This is a genomic window from Halorubrum sp. CBA1229, assembly GCF_003721435.2.
Lineage (GTDB): Archaea > Halobacteriota > Halobacteria > Halobacteriales > Haloferacaceae > Halorubrum.
This window is the reverse complement of record NZ_CP054585.1, coordinates 2,123,926-2,144,883: the sequence shown is the minus strand read 5'-3', so window position 1 is coordinate 2,144,883 and position 20,958 is coordinate 2,123,926. Positions and strand designations below refer to the sequence as shown.

At 67.1% G+C, this 20,958-nt stretch carries 19 protein-coding genes and 1 pseudogene; 12 read left to right on the top strand and 8 right to left on the bottom strand.

The window, feature by feature from the left end:
- Nucleotide 1 precedes the first annotated feature (1 nt).
- The 7 genes from Hrr1229_RS10670 (at nt 2) to Hrr1229_RS10640 (ending at nt 8,417) form a co-directional block, all read left to right on the top strand.
- Nucleotides 2-1,087 (top strand): Mrp/NBP35 family ATP-binding protein, encoded by a 1,086-nt coding sequence (locus Hrr1229_RS10670; protein ID WP_176329401.1) that lies wholly within the window; start codon nt 2-4, stop codon nt 1,085-1,087.
- Nucleotides 1,088-1,374: 287 nt separating this feature from the next.
- On the top strand, nt 1,375-4,254 hold the full coding sequence (locus Hrr1229_RS10665) for a bacterio-opsin activator domain-containing protein (RefSeq protein WP_123112917.1): 2,880 nt from the start codon (nt 1,375-1,377) through the stop codon (nt 4,252-4,254).
- A gap of 178 nt (nt 4,255-4,432) precedes the next feature.
- Complete coding sequence (locus Hrr1229_RS10660; protein ID WP_123114856.1) at nt 4,433-4,576, top strand: rubrerythrin-like domain-containing protein; 144 nt, start codon at nt 4,433-4,435, stop codon at nt 4,574-4,576.
- Nucleotides 4,573-5,862 (top strand): glutamate dehydrogenase GdhB, encoded by a 1,290-nt coding sequence (gdhB, locus tag Hrr1229_RS10655; protein ID WP_176329400.1) that lies wholly within the window; start codon nt 4,573-4,575, stop codon nt 5,860-5,862. The genes Hrr1229_RS10660 and gdhB overlap by 4 nt, the downstream gene beginning before the upstream one ends.
- A gap of 170 nt (nt 5,863-6,032) precedes the next feature.
- Nucleotides 6,033-6,680 carry a ribonuclease HI family protein gene (locus Hrr1229_RS10650; RefSeq protein ID WP_123112918.1) on the top strand — a complete coding sequence of 216 codons (648 nt, stop codon included), beginning with the start codon at nt 6,033-6,035 and terminating at the stop codon, nt 6,678-6,680.
- Between the two features lie 323 nt (nt 6,681-7,003).
- Nucleotides 7,004-7,387, top strand: coding sequence for a low molecular weight phosphatase family protein (locus Hrr1229_RS10645; RefSeq protein ID WP_255212585.1), 384 nt, complete (start codon nt 7,004-7,006; stop codon nt 7,385-7,387).
- A 79-nt stretch (nt 7,388-7,466) separates the two neighbouring features.
- Nucleotides 7,467-8,417: a halo transducer protein gene (locus tag Hrr1229_RS10640; protein WP_123112920.1), complete on the top strand. Its 951-nt coding sequence runs from the start codon at nt 7,467-7,469 to the stop codon at nt 8,415-8,417.
- 47 nt (nt 8,418-8,464) lie between these two features.
- Here the strand turns inward: Hrr1229_RS10640 and Hrr1229_RS10635 are convergent, their stop codons facing one another.
- Genes Hrr1229_RS10635 through Hrr1229_RS10610 form a run of 6 tightly spaced genes read right to left on the bottom strand, consistent with a single transcriptional unit; the run spans nt 8,465 to nt 14,985 of the window.
- Nucleotides 8,465-9,484: an AbrB/MazE/SpoVT family DNA-binding domain-containing protein gene (locus tag Hrr1229_RS10635; protein ID WP_123112921.1), complete on the bottom strand. Its 1,020-nt coding sequence runs from the start codon at nt 9,482-9,484 to the stop codon at nt 8,465-8,467.
- A 2-nt stretch (nt 9,485-9,486) separates the two neighbouring features.
- Entirely contained in the window at nt 9,487-10,155 is a 669-nt protein-coding gene (phoU, locus tag Hrr1229_RS10630) for a phosphate signaling complex protein PhoU (protein ID WP_123114858.1), read from the bottom strand.
- A 5-nt stretch (nt 10,156-10,160) separates the two neighbouring features.
- Complete coding sequence (gene pstB / locus Hrr1229_RS10625) at nt 10,161-11,075, bottom strand: phosphate ABC transporter ATP-binding protein PstB (protein WP_123112922.1); 915 nt, start codon at nt 11,073-11,075, stop codon at nt 10,161-10,163.
- Nucleotides 11,072-12,640 carry a phosphate ABC transporter permease PstA gene (pstA, locus tag Hrr1229_RS10620; protein ID WP_123112923.1) on the bottom strand — a complete coding sequence of 523 codons (1,569 nt, stop codon included), beginning with the start codon at nt 12,638-12,640 and terminating at the stop codon, nt 11,072-11,074. Before pstA ends, pstB begins: the two co-directional genes overlap by 4 nt.
- On the bottom strand, nt 12,637-13,764 hold the full coding sequence (gene pstC, locus Hrr1229_RS10615; RefSeq protein ID WP_123112924.1) for a phosphate ABC transporter permease subunit PstC: 1,128 nt from the start codon (nt 13,762-13,764) through the stop codon (nt 12,637-12,639). Before pstC ends, pstA begins: the two co-directional genes overlap by 4 nt.
- A gap of 45 nt (nt 13,765-13,809) precedes the next feature.
- Nucleotides 13,810-14,985 (bottom strand): substrate-binding domain-containing protein, encoded by a 1,176-nt coding sequence (locus Hrr1229_RS10610; protein ID WP_176329399.1) that lies wholly within the window; start codon nt 14,983-14,985, stop codon nt 13,810-13,812.
- A gap of 458 nt (nt 14,986-15,443) precedes the next feature.
- Here Hrr1229_RS10610 and Hrr1229_RS10605 point away from each other — a divergent pair, with 458 nt between their 5' ends.
- Complete coding sequence (locus tag Hrr1229_RS10605; protein ID WP_123112925.1) at nt 15,444-16,586, top strand: FAD-dependent monooxygenase; 1,143 nt, start codon at nt 15,444-15,446, stop codon at nt 16,584-16,586.
- Between the two features lie 219 nt (nt 16,587-16,805).
- Here the strand turns inward: Hrr1229_RS10605 and Hrr1229_RS10600 are convergent, their stop codons facing one another.
- Nucleotides 16,806-16,994, bottom strand: coding sequence for a hypothetical protein (locus tag Hrr1229_RS10600; RefSeq protein WP_123112926.1), 189 nt, complete (start codon nt 16,992-16,994; stop codon nt 16,806-16,808).
- Nucleotides 16,995-17,386: 392 nt separating this feature from the next.
- Between Hrr1229_RS10600 and Hrr1229_RS10595 the strand changes: the two genes are divergently transcribed.
- The 4 genes and pseudogenes from Hrr1229_RS10595 to Hrr1229_RS10585 all read left to right on the top strand — a co-directional run bounded on the left by Hrr1229_RS10595 (nt 17,387) and on the right by Hrr1229_RS10585 (nt 20,513).
- On the top strand, nt 17,387-17,863 hold the full coding sequence (locus Hrr1229_RS10595; RefSeq protein WP_148041747.1) for a hypothetical protein: 477 nt from the start codon (nt 17,387-17,389) through the stop codon (nt 17,861-17,863).
- Complete coding sequence (locus Hrr1229_RS10590) at nt 17,860-19,149, top strand: hypothetical protein (protein WP_123112928.1); 1,290 nt, start codon at nt 17,860-17,862, stop codon at nt 19,147-19,149. Before Hrr1229_RS10595 ends, Hrr1229_RS10590 begins: the two co-directional genes overlap by 4 nt.
- Before the next feature lie 31 nt (nt 19,150-19,180).
- A pseudogene (locus Hrr1229_RS18195) lies at nt 19,181-19,429 on the top strand (hypothetical protein); the annotation flags it as partial.
- 100 nt (nt 19,430-19,529) lie between these two features.
- Complete coding sequence (locus tag Hrr1229_RS10585) at nt 19,530-20,513, top strand: bile acid:sodium symporter family protein (protein ID WP_123112929.1); 984 nt, start codon at nt 19,530-19,532, stop codon at nt 20,511-20,513.
- A 37-nt stretch (nt 20,514-20,550) separates the two neighbouring features.
- Here Hrr1229_RS10585 and Hrr1229_RS10580 read toward each other — a convergent pair whose 3' ends face one another.
- Nucleotides 20,551-20,904, bottom strand: a complete 354-nt coding sequence (locus tag Hrr1229_RS10580; protein ID WP_123112930.1) for a hypothetical protein — start codon at nt 20,902-20,904, stop codon at nt 20,551-20,553.
- Between the last annotated feature and the right edge of the window lie 54 nt (nt 20,905-20,958).

Sequence of the window (20,958 nt, the reverse complement as noted above, 5' to 3'; positions counted from 1 at the left end):
GATGCCACCAACAACGACAGACATCGCAGACGACGACCTCCGTGATCGCCTCCGCGCCGTCGACGACCCGGCGCTCGATACCGACATCGTCAGCGCCGGACTCGTCACGGACATCTCCGTCGACGACGGGACCGCCGCCGTCGAGCTCGCGCTCGGCGCGCCGCACGCCCCGGACGAGGCCGCCATCGCGGAGCGCGTCCGCGAGGTCGCCGACGAGGCGGGGATCGACGTCGAGCTGTCGGCGAACGTGCCGCTGTTCGATTCCGCCGAGTCGTCGGTTCTGCCGGGCGTCAAAAACGTGATCGCCGTCGCCTCCGGAAAAGGGGGCGTCGGGAAAAGCACCGTCGCCGTCAACCTCGCCGCCGGCCTCGCCGACCGCGGGGCGAACGTCGGACTGTTCGACGCCGACGTCTACGGCCCGAACGTCCCGCAGATGCTCGGCGCCGACACCGACCCCGACGTGACGACCGTCGACGGCGAGGAGCGGATCGAGCCGCCGACCGCCCACGGGTTGAAACTGATGAGCGTCGGGCTGATGATCGAAGACGACGATCCGGTGGTCTGGCGCGGCCCGGTCGCCCAGAACACCCTCACCGACCTGTTCGCCGACGTGTCGTGGGGGTCGTTAGACTACCTCGTCGTCGACCTCCCGCCGGGAACCGGCGACGTCCAGCTGACGGTGCTTCAGCACTTACCCGTCACGGGGACCGTCGTCGTCACGACGCCGCAGTCCGTCGCGGTGGGCGACACCCGCAGGGGTATCGAGATGTTCGGTGAGTACCAGACCAACGTGTTGGGCGTCGTCGAGAACATGAGCGGCTTCGTCTGTCCGAACTGCGGAGACGCGCACGAGATATTCGGCGAGGACGGCGGCCGTGCGCTGGCCGACGCGGTCGACGTCCCGTACCTCGGGTCGCTTCCGCTGGACCCGGCGATCCGCGCGGGCGCCGACGCCGGCGAGCCGATCGTCGGCCGGGACGCCGGTGAGACCGCGGAAGCGTTCCGAGACCTGTCGGCGACGGTCGCGAACAAAGTCGGCGTGCTGCGACGCCACCACCGCCGAACCACGACCGACGAGAGCGGGTGAACGTCCGCTGAGCTCGGGTGAACGTCCGCTGCGCTCGGGTGAACGTCCGCTGAGCTCGGGTGAACGTCCGCTGCGCTCGGGTGAACGTCCGCTGCGCTCGGGTGAACGTCCGCTGCGCTCGGGTGAACGTCTGCTGCGCCCGGGTGTCCACGCCGTCTCCGAAGTTCGAGCGAGTGGGGTTGAATACTAAATAACAGGGGTTTTAGTTGTCTATCGAGTACCTGATGGCATCGACAGCCCATCGCGCGTGGTACCGAACTCCGTGATTGGCGCCTTCGACTCACCACATGAACGCCGAGACACGTAGCGTCCTCGACACGTCCGCCGTCGTCGTCGTCGGCGACACGCCGTGGATAACGTCGTACGCCGCCGCGCTCCGAGAGGAGTTCGACGCGACGGTCCACGAGGTGTCGACGGGGTCGGCGGCACAAGAGAAGCTCCGCGAGACGACCGTCGACTGCGTGGTCACGGACGACGGCCTCGCCGGAACGACGGGGGTCGACCTCGTGCGCCGCATCCGCGATACGTCCGCGTCGCTCCCGGTGATTCTGGGGACGGCCGACGGCAGCGAACGCCTCGCCAGCGAGGCGATCGAGGCCGGCGTCACCGATTACATCGCCGTCACGGATCCGTCGGACGACACCGTCACCGACGCGCTGCGGCGAACCGAGCGGGCGCTCCGGCGGGCCCAGCGCTCGGCCACGCAGCGAGAGCGTGCGCGACAGTTCGACGCCATCTTCCACGATACCAGGTCCGCGACGTGGGTGCTCGACCCCGACGGGACGCTGACACGCGTCAACCAGGCCGCCCGCGACATGGTGGACACGGACGCCGACGCCGTCGTCGGCGACCCGTTCTGGACGCTTCCCTGGTGGCCCGACGACGGCCAGACGAGGGACGACGTCCGCCGGCTCGTGGACGCGGCCGGAGACGGCGAGTTCGGGCACGCCGTCGTCATCCAGGACGCCGCGACGGGCTCCAGCGTTCTGGAGCTCTCCGTCCAGCCGGTCACCGACGGGCGCGGCGAGCTCGTCTCGATCATCGTCGACAGCGTCGAAATCACCGACCGCGTCGACCTCGAACGGGAGCTCCGGCGCTCCGAGGAGCTCCACCGCGTCACGCTCAACAACATGACCGATACCGTCCTCATGACCGACGAGGGCGGTGAGTACACGTACGTCTGCCCGAACGCGCACTTCATCTTCGGGTACACCGCCGACGAGATCCGGGAGCTCGGAACGATCGAGGACCTGCTCGGCGAGGACCTCTTCGACCGCGAGCGGCTCGCTGATGAGGGAGTCTTGAAGAACATCGAGACGACGGCGACGGACAAGGCCGGCCGCGAACACACGCTGTTGGTGAACGTCCGCGAGGTCGCTATTCAGGACGGGACGCTGCTGTACAGCTGTCGGGACATCACGAAACGGAAGCAGCGCGAACGGTCCCTGGCCGCTCTCCAAGAGACCGCACGGGACTTCCTCTACGCCGAGACGCACCAGGAGATCGCCCAGCACGTCGTCGACGACACCGCGGACGTCCTTGGCCTCGACGCGAGCGCCGTCTACCTCTTCGACGCCGACGACAACCATCTCCAGCCCGTCGTCCACTCGCAGGCGATGCGGAACGCCCACGGTCCGCTGCCAGCCGTTCACGCCGACGGGAACGACCTCGTGAGCCACAGCTTCGTCGAGAACGACGCCGGCTTCTTCGCGGACGTCCACGACGCGGACCGCCTCGCGAACGTCGCGACCGACCTCCGGAGCGCGGCGTACGTCCCGCTCGGCAACCACGGCGTGTTCGTGGTCGGCTCGACGGAGGTCGGCGCATTCGACGAGGTCACGCGAGAGCTCACCGACCTCCTCGCCGCGACCGCGGAGGCGGCGCTCGACCGCGTCGACCGCGAGTCGCAGCTCCGCGAACAGGACCGCGAGCTCCAGCGACAGAACGACCAGCTCACCGCGCTCAACCAGATCAACGAGACTATCCGCGAGATCGATCAGGCGCTCGTGCAGTCCGAGACCCGAGAGGAGATCGACCACACCGTCTGCGACCGCCTCACCGCCGACGGCCGCTTCCAGTTCGCCTGGATCGGCACGCTCGACGGGCCGAGCGAGACGGTGACGCCGCAGGCGTGGGCCGGAACCGATCAGGGGTATCTCGACACGCAATCGTTCCCCGTGGCCGCTGAGAACGTCGAGCCCGCGGGCCGGACCGCGGCGACCGGAGCGATGACGCTCGTCTCGAACGTCGCGGCCGACCTCCGCGCGGCCTCGTGGCGCAAGGACGCGATCTCGCGCGACCTGCTCTCCGCGCTGAGCGTCCCGCTGGTGTACAACGACCTCTCGTACGGCGTCCTGACGGTGTACGCGACCACGCCGGACGCCTTCGGTGAGACCATCCGGTCCGTGTTCGCGGAGCTGGGAGAGACGATCGCCGCCGCCATCAGCGCGAGCGAGCGCAAGCGGGCGCTGCTCACCACGTCGATGACCCGGGTCGAGTACGCGGTCACCGATCCGTCGTTCGTGCTGACGCAGTTGGCGGCGGCCGCAGACTGCACGCTCACCTACGAAGGCGGCGTCCAACAGACCGCCAGCGGCAACTACGTCTTCGTCACCGTCGACGACGCGCCGCTCGACGCCGTCGTCGACGCGGCGAACGGCCTCCGGGTCGTTGAGGGCGTACAGCGCATTCGCGGCGGTGACTCCGGCGGCGTGGTGCGACTCCGGTTGTCCGAGCCGTTCCTCGCGACGGAGCTCGCCGATCACGGCGCCGTCCTTCGGGGTGCGACCGCTACGCAGACGGACACGGAGCTGGTTATTGACATCTCCCAGGGCGTCGAGGTCAGGCACGTCACTCGGTTCGTCAGCGAGCGGTTTCGCGACGTCGCGCTCACGTCGAAGCAGACGCGGGAACAGGCGTCCGAACACGGGCTCTACGCGTCGGTGCTCGACCAACTGACCGACAGACAACTAGAGGTGCTGGAGACGGCGTACTACAGCGGGTTCTTCGAGTCCCCGCGGGAGGCGACCGGGGAGGCCGTGTCGGACTCGCTGGACATCTCTCCCCAGGCCTTCTATCAACATATCCGAACCGCACAGCGGAAGCTGTTCACGTCGCTGATCGACGACCACTCGCCCGTCGTTACGCAGTCCGCCGACGGCACCTGACGGAGACGAAACACTGCCGGCCGGCGGGTGGATGATTGCCTCCTCGGTACCTATGGGTTGAATTATAAACCTTCCATCGAATCGCTCTGCTTCATGCTCAACTACCGAGTATTCCCCCGTACGGCCACTCTGTGTGAGTAGAGTGCCCGGCGAGAGACCGCCGGCGTTCTCGGTTACCATGAGAGACGCCACCCAAAATTCGGCCGCGGAATCGCCCTACGAGTGTTTCGAGTGCGGAAACGTCGTGCTCTCGGAAACGAGTCCCGGCACGTGTCCCGACTGCGGCGGTGAGATGCGAAACCGCCGCATGCCGGTCGAATGACGATGGCCTCGACATCAGCGACACGGGACGAGGAGCCGAGTGAACCGGAGTCCGCGTTGCAGACGGCGCGCCGCCAGCTCCGGCAGGCCGCCGATCACCTCGACGTCGATCAGAACATCATCGAGCGGCTCGAGCACCCGAAAACCGTCCACGAGGTTACCGTTCCGATCGAACGCGAAAGCGGCGAGGTAGAGCTGTACACGGGGTATCGCGCCCAACACGACAGCGTCCGGGGCCCGTTCAAGGGCGGGCTTCGGTATCACCCCGACGTGACGCGCGAGGAGTGCGTCGGACTCGGGATGTGGATGACGTGGAAGTGCGCCGTGATGGATATCCCCTTCGGCGGTGCGAAAGGCGGGATCGCGGTCAACCCCAAGGACCTCAGCGAGTCCGAAAAGGAACAGCTGACGCGCCGGTTCACCGACGAAATCCGGTCCGTCATCGGCCCGACGAAAGACATCCCCGCGCCCGACATGGGGACGGATCCGCAGACGATGGCGTGGCTGATGGACGCCTACTCGATGCAAGAGGGCGAGACGATCCCGGGGGTCGTCACGGGGAAACCGCCCGTCGTCGGCGGGAGCGAGGGACGCGATTCGGCGCCCGGCCGGAGCGTCGCTATCATCGCCCGCGAGGCGATCGCGTACTACGACAAGGAGATCGCGTCGACCTCGGTCGCCGTGCAGGGCTTCGGGAGCGTCGGGGCGAACGCGGCGAAGTTACTCGACGACTGGGGGGCGAGCGTCGTCGCCGTGAGCGACGTCAACGGCGGCATCTACGACGCGAACGGGTTGGACACGCACGCGATTCCCTCGCACGACGAAGAGCCGGAGGCGGTGCTTGGGCACGGCGCCCCGGAGACGCTGACCAACGACGAGCTGCTGGAGCTCGACGTGGACGTGGTGATTCCGGCGGCGATCGGAAACGTCCTGACGGCGGAGAACGCCGACGACGTCGCCGCCGACATCGTTATCGAGGGAGCGAACGGACCGACGACGAGCGCGGCGAGCGCGGTCTTCGCCGAGCGGGACCTCCCGGTGATCCCGGACATTCTGGCCAACGCCGGCGGCGTGACGGTGAGTTACTTCGAGTGGCTCCAGGACATCAATCGGCGCGCGTGGTCGCTGGACCGCGTTCACGACGAGCTCGAAACGGAGATGCTGGCGGCCTGGCAAGACGTCCGCGAGGAGTTCGAGACCCGTGACGTGACGTGGCGCGACGCGGCGTATATCGTCGCGCTCGAACGGGTCGCGGAGGCCCACGAGATTCGCGGTCTCTGGCCGTGACCGACGCCACCGGGCGTCGGTATTCGACCCGGTACTAGGGCGGCGAGCGCGGCGAGACGAGGTGCCGAACTCGGTCTGCAGGGTCGGGACCCACGTACTTTTGTCCGTTCTGACTAATGTGAGTACACTGATGAACCGGCGAGAACGATGGGGGCGGATCGGCGGCTAAGATGGACCGCTTACCGACGGCGACGCTGTCGCCGCTTGCCAGTCGCGTCGACGCGGTGCTCGCGTTACACGAGTACGAGATACGGCCCGCGATCGACGCGATCGATGCGGCCGTCGCCGGGTTCGGTGGACTGTTCGACCCGGAGACGACTGACGGCGAGATCCGAACGGCAGTCGACGAGATACTCGCCGGGGATCCGCCGTCTGTCGGAGAACGGTGCTGCGATTCCGGTGGGAGCGACGTCGTGCTGTACGTCGACGGGAGTTCGCGCGGGAACCCCGGACCGGCCGGCGCGGGAGCCGTCCTCCGGGCCGACGGCGAGTCGTTCGCGGAGTTGGGGCGGCCGGTCGGGTCGAGAGCGGAGAACAACACCGCGGAGTACGCCGCGCTTCACCTCGGATTGGAGGCGCTCGTTTCGCGGTGTGACCCGACCGCGGTGGAGATACGCATCGATTCGATGACGGTGATCAACGATATCTGGCGGGACGGCGACGGCGTCGCCGCGGCGGCGCCGTATCGACCGGCGATCCTGGATCACCTGTCCGCGCTGTCGGCGTGCGAGTGGACGCACCTCGCCGATCACGAGCCGAATCCGGCCGACGCTCGGGCCGCTGTCGGAGCCGACATCGCCACGCTCGGCCCGGGATAACGGGGTCCCTCGTCGCGCGATCGCCGGTCTCGGGCGAAGCGAGGTCGTCCGTTTCCTCCGGCCCCTCGAGGTGCACGGCGTGTCGCGTGCGGCGTTCGGGGTAGTCGCCCAGCGTCGTGCCTGGCGTTCCGGAGGAAACCGGTCGCCGTTCGGACGGTGCCGGGAACGGTGTTTAGATCACTATAGCGCTCTATACCCCTCAATACCGGTCCCAAGCAACGATTATGGTGATTCCTCCTGCATACCCACTCGTGACCAATCACAGCGCTCAGCCGGACAACCGGATCGCGTTCGTCTGCGTCCAGAACGCAGGACGGAGCCAGATGGCGGCGGCGTTCGCAGAGCGCGAACGTGACGACCGCGACGCGGGCGATCGGATCGAGATCATCACCGGCGGGACACGGCCCGCCGACCACGTTCACGATGTCGTCGTGGAGGCGATGCGTGAACTGTCCGTCGAACTCGGCGACCGAACGCCGCGAGAGGTGACGCCCGACGAACTGCGGGCGGTCGATCTGGTCGTCACGATGGGGTGTTCGGCGTCGGACGTCTGCCCGGCGACGTGGAACGGCGAGAGCCGCGATTGGGGACTCGACGATCCGCACGGGCAGTCGCTCAAGGACGTACGCGAGATTCGCGACGAGATCGAGAACCGCGTCGTCGCCCTGTTCGATGAGCTCCTGTCGGAAACCGCGTCCGCGGAGTGACGCGAATGCGGAGTAACTCAAACGACGAGTGCCCGATGCCGGCAGATCTCTACCGAACCACCACGCAAAAATGGGACGCATGACCGAAGCGGAATCCGACGACGACTCGGTGAGCCTCGACGGACTGCCTGTCGAACGAGCGGCTACCGGCGTTACTGGTGGCGAGGAGCAGTCCGACAAGGTCCGAGAGACACTCGCGATCGTTGCGCAGGATGGCATCGTCCGCCGGACAGCCGTCGATGACGCGGTCGCGAACGCGTCGATGGTGGTGACGACCGCCGAGACGCGAGTCGAGCTCGCGGCCGACAAGCTGGAGAGCGCACGGGCGACGGCCACTCCGGTCTCGGATCTGGATCTCGTGGCGGCGCGCATCGACGACTTCGATGCACGGCTCACCGCGATCAATAATAGGGCAGACAACCTCGGGGAGGCCGTACAGGAGGTACTCGCGATGAAGGCGGACGGCGATCTCTACGAGATTGCCCGACGGATCAGACGGGTGACGAACGCTGCTACCGAGGTCCAACGCGCCGCCGATGACCTCCAGTTCGAGCTCGAGTCGTTCGAGGAGTGGCTCGGTGACGCCGATCGGCGCATCGAGGAACTCACCGCCGACATCGATGCACTCGCAGAGTCTGTGGACGAGCTCGACGACGTCGCCGAAACCCTCGCTGGCGACCACAGCGGTCCCGAGCACGATCCGGCACGGGCGTGGGCCACAGCGATGGTTCGGCACCGCGTCGTGGCGTTGATGACCACGGATCTCCAAGCCGAGCTGGAGACGCTTCGAACCTGGGCCGAGCGCGTCGGTGAGATGCCGCCGTCGGACATCGATCACAGGATCGAAGCGGCTCAAGCCAGCCACGAGGCGGTCGGCGAGCGACTCACCGCGTGCGCCGAACCGGCGTGGATCGATCGGTTCGACGACCAACTAACGGCGCTCGACGAGGCGCTCGAAGAGATGGAGCCGCCGGTCCCATGGGCCGAGGTCGAAGCCGTTGCCGAGAAACACCGGCCGGCGATCGAGTAGCGACCGCCGTCCCCGAAGCGAGATTATCGGTTGTCTCCCTCGAACCGTCAGATGTCGATGTTTTCGGCCCGGATCGCGGTTCTCGCAGCGATATCGGCCATGTAGCGACCGCAGTCAGCCGCCCGTTGCAGGTGAGAGAGCGCGTTCGACAGCGCGACTGCCGCGGGCACCGAGTCGGAAACGGACTCGTTATACAACCGTTGTTCGACCGTCTCAATACGCTCGACGGCCTCGTCATACTGATCTCTCGCCCGTTGCGCCGTCGTTCTGTCCCTGTCGAGGACAGCGGTTACCGCGTCGTCTACGGCGCCCGCGACGTCGTCGGCCGCGGTGCATACGTCTGCGGCCACCTCGTCTGCGGGCGGCTCGGGGAGTTTTTGCCCGGTGGTGGCGATCCCGACGGCCTGATCGGCGACGGTTTCCAGGCGATTGGCGAGAGCGTAGTAGGCGAACAGCTCGGGGCGAGCGACGCCCAGCGCGTCGAGCTCGGCGTGCGAGACCAGTGACCGCGAGAAGTGTCGCGTGACCATCTCCGCGGAGCGGCGCGCCTCGTCAGCGCGGTCACGAATTCGTGCGTGTGTGTCGGGGGCGTCAACGAACGCGGCGGTCGCGTCACGGAGGAGTGAAACGACCACGTACTGGAGCTGGACTATCGACTGCCGGACTGAGACGGACGACGTGTCCAAGAGGTGTCTGATCGTGATCTCCGCGTTCGATTCACTGAGGATGTTCGTCCCGACCAGATCCCGAACCGTCGACCGCACGGCGTTGCGCTCCGCGTCGGAGAAGCTGTTCGCCCGACGCAGCGTTATCGTCTCGAACCCGATCGCGTGAGCCGTTCGGACGGCGCGCCTGACGGTTTCGGTACCGTCGCCGTCGGTTTCGACCGATGCTTCGTCCAAACAGTCGACGTCCGCGTCCGAGGATCGAATGAGGATCGACCCGTCGCGATGCGTGTACAGCCGCAGTTCCATCCCGACCTCGAAGCCGTGGTTCGTCGCCCAGCCCTTCGGAATCGAAACGGTGAACGTGCCGCCGCCGACCTCCTGTAGCTTCCTGGTCTCCATGGTCAATAGATCAGCTCTGGATCGCCGTCGCTCATGTACAGCGCGCGCGCAGCGATGTTGACGGCGTGATCGCCGACTCGTTCGAGGTCGCGGATCGTGAGCAGCAACCGTGACACGGCGTCGAGCAGTCGTTCGATCTCCCAGCGGTCGGATTCGCCGGCGATCAGCTCGCGCACGACGGCTTCGCTGGCGTTCTGACACGCCGCATCGAGTTCGTCGTCGCGGTCGGCGATCGCTCGGCACGCCTCGGAATCGGCGTCGACGTACGCGTCGATGGCCTCCCGGACCTGCGTATAAGCGGTCTCGCCGATCTGTTGAATGCGGACTTCCGCGATGATTTCCGAGCTGCCGGCGAGGGCGTAGCGAGCGAGGTTCGTCGCGAGGTCGCCGATCCGCTCTAGGTCGGTGAGGATCTTGAACGACGCAGCGACGAAGCGGAGGTCCGAGGCGACGGGCTGTTGGAGCGCGATCAAGTCGATACAGTCGCCTTCGAGCTCGAGGTATCGGTGATTGATTCGGTCGTCGCCCTCGATCACCTCGCGAGCCAGCCCGTGGTCGTCGCGTTCGAGCGCGTCGAGGGCCCGCAGGAGCTGACCCAGCACGTCGTTCGCCATCGACTCGATATCGGCCCGCAGCTCGTCCAGCGACTCGCGGTACGCTTCGCGGGGCACGTCGATCACCCGAACTTCCCGCTAACGTAATCCTCGACGCGTTGGCTCTCGGGGTTCTCGAAGATCTTGTCCGTGTCGTCGTACTCGACGAGCTCGCCGCCGGTCAGGAAGACCGCGGTCTGGTCGGAGACCCGGGCGGCCTGTTGCATGCTGTGGGTGACGACGACGACCGTGTAGTCCTGCGCGAGGTCCTCGATGAGGTCCTCGATCTTCGAGGTGGCGATCGGGTCGAGCGCCGAGGCCGGCTCGTCCATGAGGATCACCTCCGGGTCGACGGCCAGGCATCGGGCGATACAGAGGCGCTGCTGTTGGCCCCCGGACAGCCCGAGCGCATTGTCGTCGAGCCGGTCGCTCACCTCCTCCCAGAGCGCGGCCCGTTCGAGCGACCGCTCGACGAGCGCCTCCTCGCGGTCGGGCTCCGCGCGGCCGGTCAGCTTGGCGAGCAGTCCGGTCTCGATATCGCCGTGTTTCCGCGGTCCGTAGGAGACGTTCTCGCGGATCGACTTCGGGAAGGGATTCGGACTCTGGAACACCATCCCGACTCGCTTGCGCAGCTCGACGAGATCGACGCCGTCCTGGTAGACGTCCTCCCCGTCGAGCTCGACCGTCCCGTCGACGCTGGCGGCGCGGATACGGTCGTTCATCCGGTTGAGACACCGGAGGAACGTCGACTTCCCGCATCCGGACGGACCGATGAGCGCTGTGACGCTCCGCTCGGGGATATCCATCGAGACGCCCTTCAGCGCGTGGTCGTCGCCGTAGTGGACGTCGAGGTCCTCGACGGCGAGTTTCGTCTCGCCGCCGGCCTCGTAGCGCGTCCACTCGGGACGCGTCTCCTCGACGGTCTCGCCGGCGGTCGTGGAGACCCCCTGGCCGTCGGTGCGGTTCGCCGCGATCTCTGCGGTGTCTGTCTGACTCATTGGTGGAGTTTCCGTCTGAAGTAGTAGCGCGTCGCGATGCCGATGGCGTAAAAGACCAGCACGACGAGCAGCAGCGTCAGCGCCAGTCCCCACGCGTACTCCTGCGGGCTCTGGATGTTCCCGCTCAGGCCCGCCGTGATGAGCGCGTACAGCTGGTACGGCAGCGCGCTGGTCGCCTCCAGCAGCGCGGGATTGCTGACGAACGGCGGGGACCCGCTCAGTTGGAAGCCGCCCAGCACGTCGGGCGCGGCCGACTTCGCCGGGAGGACGCCACCGCCCATCGTCAGCAGGATCGGTGCAGTTTCGCCGGCGATACGGCCGACGCCGAGGATGACGCCGGTGGTGATTCCCGGGATCGCCGCGGGGAGGACGACGCTCCGGATCGTCTGCCACTTGGAGACGCCGAGCGCCGCGCTGGCGTCGCGGTACTCGTCGGGCACCGCGAGTATCGCCTCTCGGCTCGTGATCAACACCAGCGGCAACAGCATGAACCCGAGCGTCAACATCCCGGCGATCAGCGATTTCTGATTGCCGAAACGCGGGATCAGGAAGGCGGCACCGAACAGGCCGAACACGATGCTCGGCGTGCTCCAGAGGCCGTTGGTCGCCACCTCGACGGCGCCCGTGAACCGCCCCTGCTCGGCGTATTCGCTGAGGAACACGGCGGCGCCGACGCCGGTCGGCACGGCGAAGAGGACGGCGCCGATGACCAGCCAGACCGTTCCGACGAGGGCGGGGAACACGCCCGCGACGTCGGCTAACAGCCCGGCACCGTTGGTCAGGAACGGCCAGCTGATGAGAGCCGCACCCCCGACGCCGAACCCGTTGAACAGCCCGGGGAGCCCTTTCACCGTGACGAACGCGACGAGCCCGACGAGCACGGCTAGTATCGAACAGACCACGAGGTAGATGAGCACGTACGCGCCGACGTTCCGCCCCCGAGCGCCGAACCCGCCGTACGCTTTCGCGGCGCTCCAGCCGCTCACGAGCGAGGCGAACAACACGACTGCGGGAACGACGGTGTCGCCGAACAGCGTCGCGTTGTACCCGGCGAGCGCCCGCTCCCATCCGGGGCCGACGACGCCCGTGACGAGGAACAGCCCGCAGAGGCCGGCGACGGCCCCCGCGGGGACCGTCGATCCGATGTCTTCGCGGGGGAGCGCGGTCGCCGCGAACGCGATTCCGCCGAGGACCGCTCCGGCCCCGAACCGGGCGCCGATCCCGAGCCCGGCGGCTCCGGAAACGACCGCGCCCACGGCGAACCAGATCCCCGTGAACGCGGCCGCAGCGACGAGTCCCGCGCTGGGCTGGGGCGCCGCGTCGACGTATTCGAGCCGTGATGCGACCCCGAAGCCGACGACCGCCAGTCCCAGCGCGAGCAGCGTCGCACCGAACACGACCGACAGTTCGAGGCCGGCGACGGGATCGTCGATCGCGACGACGCCCAACAGCGCCGCCAGACCGGCCGCGAACGCGACGCCGGAGAGCCCGACCGCGGCCCCGGCGGCGGCCTCGTACAGCGTGCGGTCGTCCCGGACGAGCGCACTCCGGGTCGCGCGGCTCATTCGACACCCCCGAGGCGGCGACGCATCCGCGCCTCGATGTACTGCGAACCGACGCTCAGACACAGCACGGTCACGAACAGAACGACGCCGGCGGCGAACAGCGCGCTCTCGTGGACGCCGTTCGCGCTGCCGTAGCCGCGGGCGATGAGCGAGGTGAGCGTCTCGTAGCCGTAAAAGACGTTCACGAGCGGCTCGCTGATCCGCGGAATGCCGGCCAGCATCACCGTCGCGGCCATCGTCTCGCCGATGGCCCGCCCGACTCCGAGGAGGACGGCCGCCGACACGCCCGAGAAGGCCGCGGGAAGCGTGATCGAGGTCATCGACTGCCAGTCGGTCGCCCCCAAGGCGAGCGACCCGTTTTTCATCACGTCCGGGACGCTCGTCAGCGCGTCCTCGGCCACGGAGACGACGGTCGGTAACGCCATTAGCCCGACGACCATCCCGACGAACAGGTACGTCGAGCCGCCGTTGAGCGCGAACGCCCCGCTCGCCCACGGGTTGATGACGGTGAATCCGATGAAGCCGTAGACGATAGAGGGAATGCCCGCCAGTATCTCGATGCCCGGCTTGACGAGCTCGCGGACCCGCGGCGGTGCGATCTCGGCGATGAACAGCGCCGCGGCGACGCCGAGCGGGGCCGCCACGAGCGTCGCGATGGCCGTCACCATCACCGTCCCGTGGATCATCGGGAGCAGCGAGTAGCGCACGGGCTCCGAGACGGCGTCCCAGCGCGCCTGTGCGAACATCCCGAGTCCGGGCACGGAGACGCCGAACACGCTCGCCGTCTCGTACTGAAACGCCGGGATCGATTCGGCGAAAATGAAGGCGACGATGAGCCCGAGCGTCACGAGCGTCACCGTCGTCATCGCGAACGTGACCGCGCGGGCGACGAGCGCTTGGTGGCGCGCCCAGCCGTAGCCGGTGGCGATCAGGAACGCGCCGAGCGGAACGGCGGTCCACGGCGACGCCAGCAGGAACCCGACGAACGCGGCGAGTAGCGACCCCATCGAGGCGAGGACCACCGCCAGCGCCTCCGGGTCCGTATCGTCGACGAACTCCCGCGTTCTCGTCAGCCGTCGCTCGATGCTCGCGCGCCAATCGGTTTGAGGGGTAGTGAGTGACATATAATGGGGTCGGGCCGCGAAGCGAGCGTCTGCGCGACCGCAGACCTAGGCCTGATCGGGGAGCTTCTCGCGCTCGGCCTCGATGTCGGACGTCGGCAGCGTGATGTAGTTGACGTCCTCCACGAACGTCTTCTGGCCGAACTCAGTCAGGAACATGTTGAGGAACGCGGCCTCACGCATGTCCGTCCCCTCGGGCGTCTCCTCGTTGATCCGAGTGTACATGTGCAGGTCCCGGTTCAGCGGGTACTCGGAGTCGAAGATGGTGTTCTCGGCGTCGGGGTCCGGGCGGAAGACGGTGCCTTCGAAGTCGATCGCGATCGCCTGGATCCCCGACCCGGAGAACGCCAGCGCCATGTAGCCGATGGCGTTGTCGTTGTCTTGGAGGACCTGTTGGACCTGCTGGTTCTGCCCGAGGCGCGTGTCGACGTCCATCGGGGCGTCGGCGTCGCCGAGCATGTTCAGGCGGAAGGAGGTGTCCGTCCCGGAGCCCTCGGCGCGGCCGACCACGTAGATCTCCTGATCGGGCCCGCCGACCTCGCTCCAGTTGGTGATATCGCCCTGGTAGATGCCGCGGATCTGCTCGCCGGTGAGCTGTTCGACGCCGGCGTCGTAGATCGCCTGACTGACGAACACCGGCTGGCCGTCGCGGCCGACGACGTGGTCGACGTAGTTCTCGTCGCGCTGCTCCTCGCTGATGTCCAGTTCGGCCGTGATCGGCCCGGAGGAGTTCCCGATGTCGACGAGCCCGTCTCGGACCGCCTCGCAGCCGGTCCCCGAGTGGCTCAGCGCGACGCGGGTCGCGAACGGCGGATTCGACCGCTCGCCGGTCGGCTCGAAGCCGTACAGGCTGGCGAAGTAGTCGGCGATGTTCTGGTCGGTCTCGATCTGGTCCCACCCGGCGACCGACGACTCGTCGTTGGCTCCCCAGTACTCGCCGTCGCTCGCCGGCGAGTTCGAGTTCCAGTAGGAGCTCCCCTTGTTCGAGATGGGGTACACCGTTGACGACCCCTCGGCCGTCACCGTCGCCGGAGCCGACGAGCCGGAGTCCATCGTGTTCCCCTCCTCGCCCCCGCTGCCGCCGTCGCTGCCGTCGCCGCCGTCGCTATCGTTATCCCCGGTACCGCTGCACCCAGCGAGACCGGCCGCCCCAACGGCGGCCGTCGTGAGCAGATACTTTCGGCGTGATACCGCGTCCGCCTGACGCCCCGAAGCACGTGACATCAGGTGATTCCAGGTACAGCTCAATTAAACAGGTTTATAATAGGTTAGTGTACTGATACGTTCTACTCCCGTGGTGGCACTATCGAGCGGTAGCAGTTGCTACCGTTATAGACCGGTATATAGCCATACGCCGTCGGACGACGCTCCCGATCCGTAACCGCTGTGTCCCGAGGGCAACCGAACTCACCGGACGGTAACCCGGTGACTCGTCCGTCTCCTCGTTCATGGACGCGTTTGAAAGCGGGATACGGCGACGACGAGTTGCGCGAGTCGCCGATCGCGGCCAAGTTGAACGGGTACGCCGCCGGACACGATGTTGGTATCGCCGAGGAGTTTCCGACACCCGATCGCGGGAGGGCCTAGACACCGCGAATGTGGTGAAGCGGCAACCGCCGCGAGAAGCCGCGCGGCATCGATCGACCCGTAGGCTTTCACCTGTCACGCGGTAACGGACCGGTGTGTCTCAAGACCAGTCTCATCAGTCCGTTTCCGGTCTCGATGTGCTCATCTCCGGCGGATCGATGGGCGGGCTCTTTACGGGGATTTCGCTCGCGCGGTCGGGCCACTATCCGACGATCTACGAACGGTCGGCAGGGGCGCTCAAAAGCCGCGGCGGCGGGATCGTCGCCCAACAGAACATCCGCCGGTTTCTCAGCGACCACGGCATCGTTGACCCCGAGGCTATCACGACGCGGTCTCACGAGCGCCGGTTTCTCACGGAGAGCGGGGACGTCGAGCGCGCCGTGTCCGAGACGATGGTGTTCACGTCGTGGGACGCGCTCTATCGACAGCTCCGCGACGCCTTCCCCGACGAGCGGTACCGGACGGGGACAGCGGTCACAGGCGTGACGCCCGAGACGGCGACCGTCACGATCGATGACGGGACGGAACGGACGGCGGACGTAGTGGTCGCCGCGGAGGGCGGTCAGTCGACGACGCGTGCGCAGCTACATCCCAGCGTGGAACCGGAGTTCGCGTCCTACGTCGCGTGGCGTGGCGTCGTCGACGAAGCGGGCCTCCCGGCCGCGTGTGTCGAGACGTTCGACGAGACGTTCACGTTCTACCAGGGGGCCGATCAGCTCGTTCTCGCGTACTTTATTCCGGGCCCGGACGGCGAGACGGCACCGGGGTCGCGTCGGCTCAACTGGGTGTGGTACGACACGTTCGACGGGCGGGACCGGCGCGCGATATTCACGGACACGAGCGATACCGAACGACGGTTCTCCGTGCCACCGGGTCGGTTGCGCGATCCGATTCGCCACCGACAGCGCGAGCGCGCAGCGACGCTCCCGCCCGTGTTCGAGACCCTGGTCAACGAGACGCCGGATCTCTTCGTGCAGGCGATTTACGACCTGACGGTACCGAAGATGGTCACGGATCGGGCGTGTCTGCTCGGTGACGGCGCGTTCGTTGCCCGCCCGCACACGGCGGCCGGGACGGCGAAGGCGGCCGGCGATGCGACCGCGCTCGTCGACGCGCTTGCGAGCCACGGATCGGTCGACGACGCGCTCGCGGCGTGGAGTCGAACACGCACCGAGTACGGCACCACGCTCGTCGCCCGCGGGAAGCAGATGGGTGACGTGCGGCTGAATCTGGACTGATCGGGGCTCGACTGACCGCCTGAACGAGTGCCGCGTGGTACGGCCGTCGAGCGGGCTAGCGACCGGTTGGAGTTGAGATATCTCTCAGCTTTCGACAGAGCCGGAATCGGATGTCGACACGGCTGCTCACGTGCCGCTTTGCTGGGCGATCCGCTCGTGAGCTATGCGGGGTCCTTGTTGGATCCTGAGTCGGGAGTCACGACGACAGTTCGGAGAAAATCACGTCGGTTCTCGGAGTAGTGGTCGGTGTCTGCTGAGCGTACTTCCGATCAGCGTGAGTATGACGAACAACCCGAGTATGACGAGCAGGCCGCCGACCACCGGTTCAGAGAAGCGGTAGAGGACCCAGCCTAGAGCCAGGTTCGCGGTGGCTATCGCGAGCGGGTAGATGGTTTCCAGCAGGTACATCGTTCTCGGGTCAGCCTACACCAGGGTTTGTTAAAGAGACTACTAAAACACAAAGAGCTGGTTAAGCTTGAGAGCCGGTCTCACAAGGCTCGGTCGGTACGCGGGGTTTGATCCCGTGGGCGAGGGTTAGGGGCGCTGTAACGTCTACCCAGAGCAGTTCCGTGTTGGTCTGATCGAGGAACGACGAGGAGCGCCGGTCGGTGGACCGTCGGTTTCTTGTCGGTCTGGTTGTATAGCGATTCTCGATGTTTTCGCCCTCCACCCCGTCTCGGCGTGCCGTTCTCGCCGGTATCGGCAGCGGGCTCGCCGCGTCGGTCGCCGGTTGTAGCGGGTCCGAAAGCCGTCAATCACCGCCAGCTGATGGGACGATCGTCACCGACCACGCGGCCGTCATGACGCGTTCAACGAGCGACCGGCCGCCGATCGTCGCTCCGCGTGAGTCCACCGATACCGACGAGAGTGCCGACGACACCGCGTCTGACCCGCTCACTTCGCACGTTATTGGGAGCGAGAGCGGGAGTGAGGCAGTTGCGTTTGCCGGCGACGCCACGAACGTCGCCGCCGTCCGCCGCCTTATTTCGGAGACAGCGTACGCGAGCGAATCGGTCCTCCTCTACCAGACCCGCGTTCGTGACTGCTACACACTGCAGTTGAACTACGTCGCCAGAGACGATGACGGCAGCCCCGACGTTCAGTTCTGTCACGTGATCCGCGACGCCGAGGTTGACTGCGAGCGCGACGCCTGGGGTCACGTCGCGGCCGCCGTTCGACTTCCGTTTCCTGACGACGAGTATAGCGGGCTCTCCATCGGTACCGGTGGGAGCTGTGGCCGGATCCCGTCGCGGTACAACGAGAGTGAGCCGGCATGAGTCGGGAGACTCGTCGCTCGGTGCTCGCTGGCGTCGGCACCGCGCTCACGGGCACGCTTTCGGGGTGTAACGGTCTTACTCCGCTGTCGGGCGAGACGACCGTCGAGTACGACGAGTCGGCCATCGCCGCGCTGCCGGGCGCTATCCCGCGAGTACCTCCGGCGACACCGGTTCAGCCGACGGATGCACACCTCACGAGTGCACGCGACCGCATCCGCTTGCTCCTCGACGGGACGGATCTCTCGCAGATCCCGAATGCCGTCGTCCGAGACGAGCTCGCCCGCGAACGCGAGTCCGCGCGATCGGCGCTCTCCCCGGAGGACTCCGGAGAGAGTCGGAGTGAGGCGCTTGAGGGGCTCACGCATCCGCGCTCGGAGGCTATGTTCGTCGATGCCGGCCTCGCCGCGTTCCGTGATGAACTCACCGCGGAAGACGTCAGCACGCGTCGAGAGCGGGACCACGCTGACGCCGAGTCGTTCCTCACCGACTACTCACACGTCGGTCCACCGGACGACCCGACGGCGGCGTTCGTCGAGCATGCCCGCATTACCGACTGGGGGTATACGGGTGTCAGACTCACCGACCCGGAGTCGCGCCGCGAGTACGAGAACGCAGTCTTGCACGTCGCCGAGCTCGCGCAGAACGCCGAGTGGGGGCGGGCGTATGCCGCTGACGCCCGCCGGCTCTACAAGCGGTACGCATCGACGCTTGACGACCCGCGTGAGTACGGAGCGCACTTCGCGAGCGTCGCGGCGACGCTCACCGACGACATCGCGTCGCACGCGACGCGGCCCGACTGGGAAGCGCTGACGAGCGATATCAAGCGGGAGCTCTCGAACACTCCCGGCGAAAAGCTACTCAGGGAGCTGTCGAAAAATCGGTGGGCGAGCGCGCAGAACGCCGTCGAGCGCCGCGATGCCGGCCGCAAGGTCGGCGCCGTTATCCCCGCGTTAGGTGCGTTGACGGCGGACCGCGCAGTCACTGACGCGAAGAACGCCGCCTCGGACGGCGCGTACGGCGTGCCGGAGTCGGTGGACCCGATCGCCGCCGAACGGGCCGCTGCGGTAGACGGGCTCCGGGCGCTCCTCGGTACGTCCCCGGAACCCATCGCGCGTCGCCTCGCCGGCTCCGTTCACACCCCGATCCGGAACGCCGACAGGATCGCCGACGAGAACCCCAGTGGCGCCGACGGATCTGATCTCTACGCGCAGTACGCCGTCGCAAACCGCCTCGCGGCCGCCGCACCACCTGTCGTCCGGCGTGCTGGTGAGCTCCTCCGCACCTGAGTCGGCGACGCAGCGACTGTCGACACAGAGACTCGGACATAATTTCGGCGTCGGAGAAGCAGCCGGAAGCGTTCCCGAAGCGCTTTCGGAAACCCACGGTGACCGGTTGATCTTCGTGCACGAAGCTGACGTGACGAGCGTGATGATACGATCCGCACAGGTGCGATGGGACTTGCGAGTAGCGACACACGAGACCGAGTCCGAGCTCGTTTCGAAACTTCGGCTGTTCACCGGCATCATGCATCGGGAGCGCCGCGGCGATCTCGATCTGGTAGACTAGTTTGGCCCCAGCGATTCCGTTGGTCACACCGAGGCGGGAGGCGTCCCGCAATTCTGCCAGTAAGGGAAGCTTTCTTTCCGCGGACTGTCGCGGTAACCGTATGAGCGTTACGGGCGGAATTTCGCGGGCGGCACAGGTCGCGAGCAAGTACTTCGTCGTCTGGGTGATCGCGGCGGCGGGCCTCGCGCTCGTCTACCCGACCGCGTTCGTCCCGGTGCTGGACTACGTCAACCCCCTGCTCGGCATCATCATGCTCGGGATGGGGCTGACCCTCCAGCCCGAGGACTTCCAGCGGCTCGTCGAGCGCCCCGTCGACGTCGGCATCGGCGCGATCACGCAGTGGCTCGTGATGCCGCTGGCGGCGTACGCGCTCTACCTCCTCTTCGACCTGCCGGACGCGATCGGGGTCGGACTCATCCTCGTCGGCGCGGCGCCCGGCGGCACGGCGTCGAACGTGATGACGTACCTCGGCCGCGGCGACGTCGCGCTCTCCGTCGCCATCACGACGGTGACGACGCTCGCGGCACCCGTCGTGATGCCCGCGTGGACGCTGTTCATCCTCGGGGAAGCCGTCGACGTGACGTTCATGGAGATGTTCACGAGCATCGTCCAGATCGTCATCATCCCGGTCGTGCTCGGGTTCGGGATTCGGTACGCCCTCGACCGCTATTCGCCGAAGGCCGCGGCGGTCGGCGTCGACGTTTTCCCCGTGATTAGCGTCGTCGCCATCGTCGCCATCGTCGCGGGCGTCGTCGGCGCGAACGTCGACAACATCCTCACCGCGGGCGCGCTCGTGCTGGCCGCGGTCGTCCTCCACAACGGCATCGGTCTCGGCGCGGGCTACGGCGTCGGCCGCGCGTTCGGCATGTCCGAGGACCGCGTGCGGACGACCACGTTCGAGGTCGGTCTCCAGAACAGCGGGCTCGCGGTGGCGCTCGCGGCGTCGCTGTTCGACCCGGCGGCCGCGCTTATCCCCGCGCTGTTCAGCGTCTGGCACAACGTCAGCGGCCCCGCGCTGGCGAGCTACTTCACGTGGAGCGACGACCGGACCGCGAGCGGTCCCTCGGCATCCTCCCCGCGCTAAACGCGAGGCAGTTGCCTCGATTCTCCGTAATCGGTTCCTACGGCTGCGACTCGCTGGCCCCGGACGAAACGACGTCGTCCGTTTCGTCTGGGCCTTCGAGGTGGACGGTATGACGCGTGTGGCGTGCGTGGGTGGTCGCCCAGCGCCGAGCAGGGCGTTCGGAAAGGAACTGTTCCCCGTCCGGACAGTGCTGGCACCGAACGGTCCACGGGGTCACGTCGTCCGGGTAGTGACCGGTGTGCCGTTCGTGGTCGAGCGCGAACTGTTCGACCGCGCGGTTCCCGGCGTGGAGGTCGTCCAGCTCGTGGTCAAGCTCCCACTCGCGGCCACACCGAGCACAGGAGACGGTCGGGACACCGGAGTTCTCGGGAGCGGACGCGTCGTCAGTCACGGCTTCACGTTGCGTGCCACGTACTTGAACGCTGGACACGAGTTCGGTCTACGG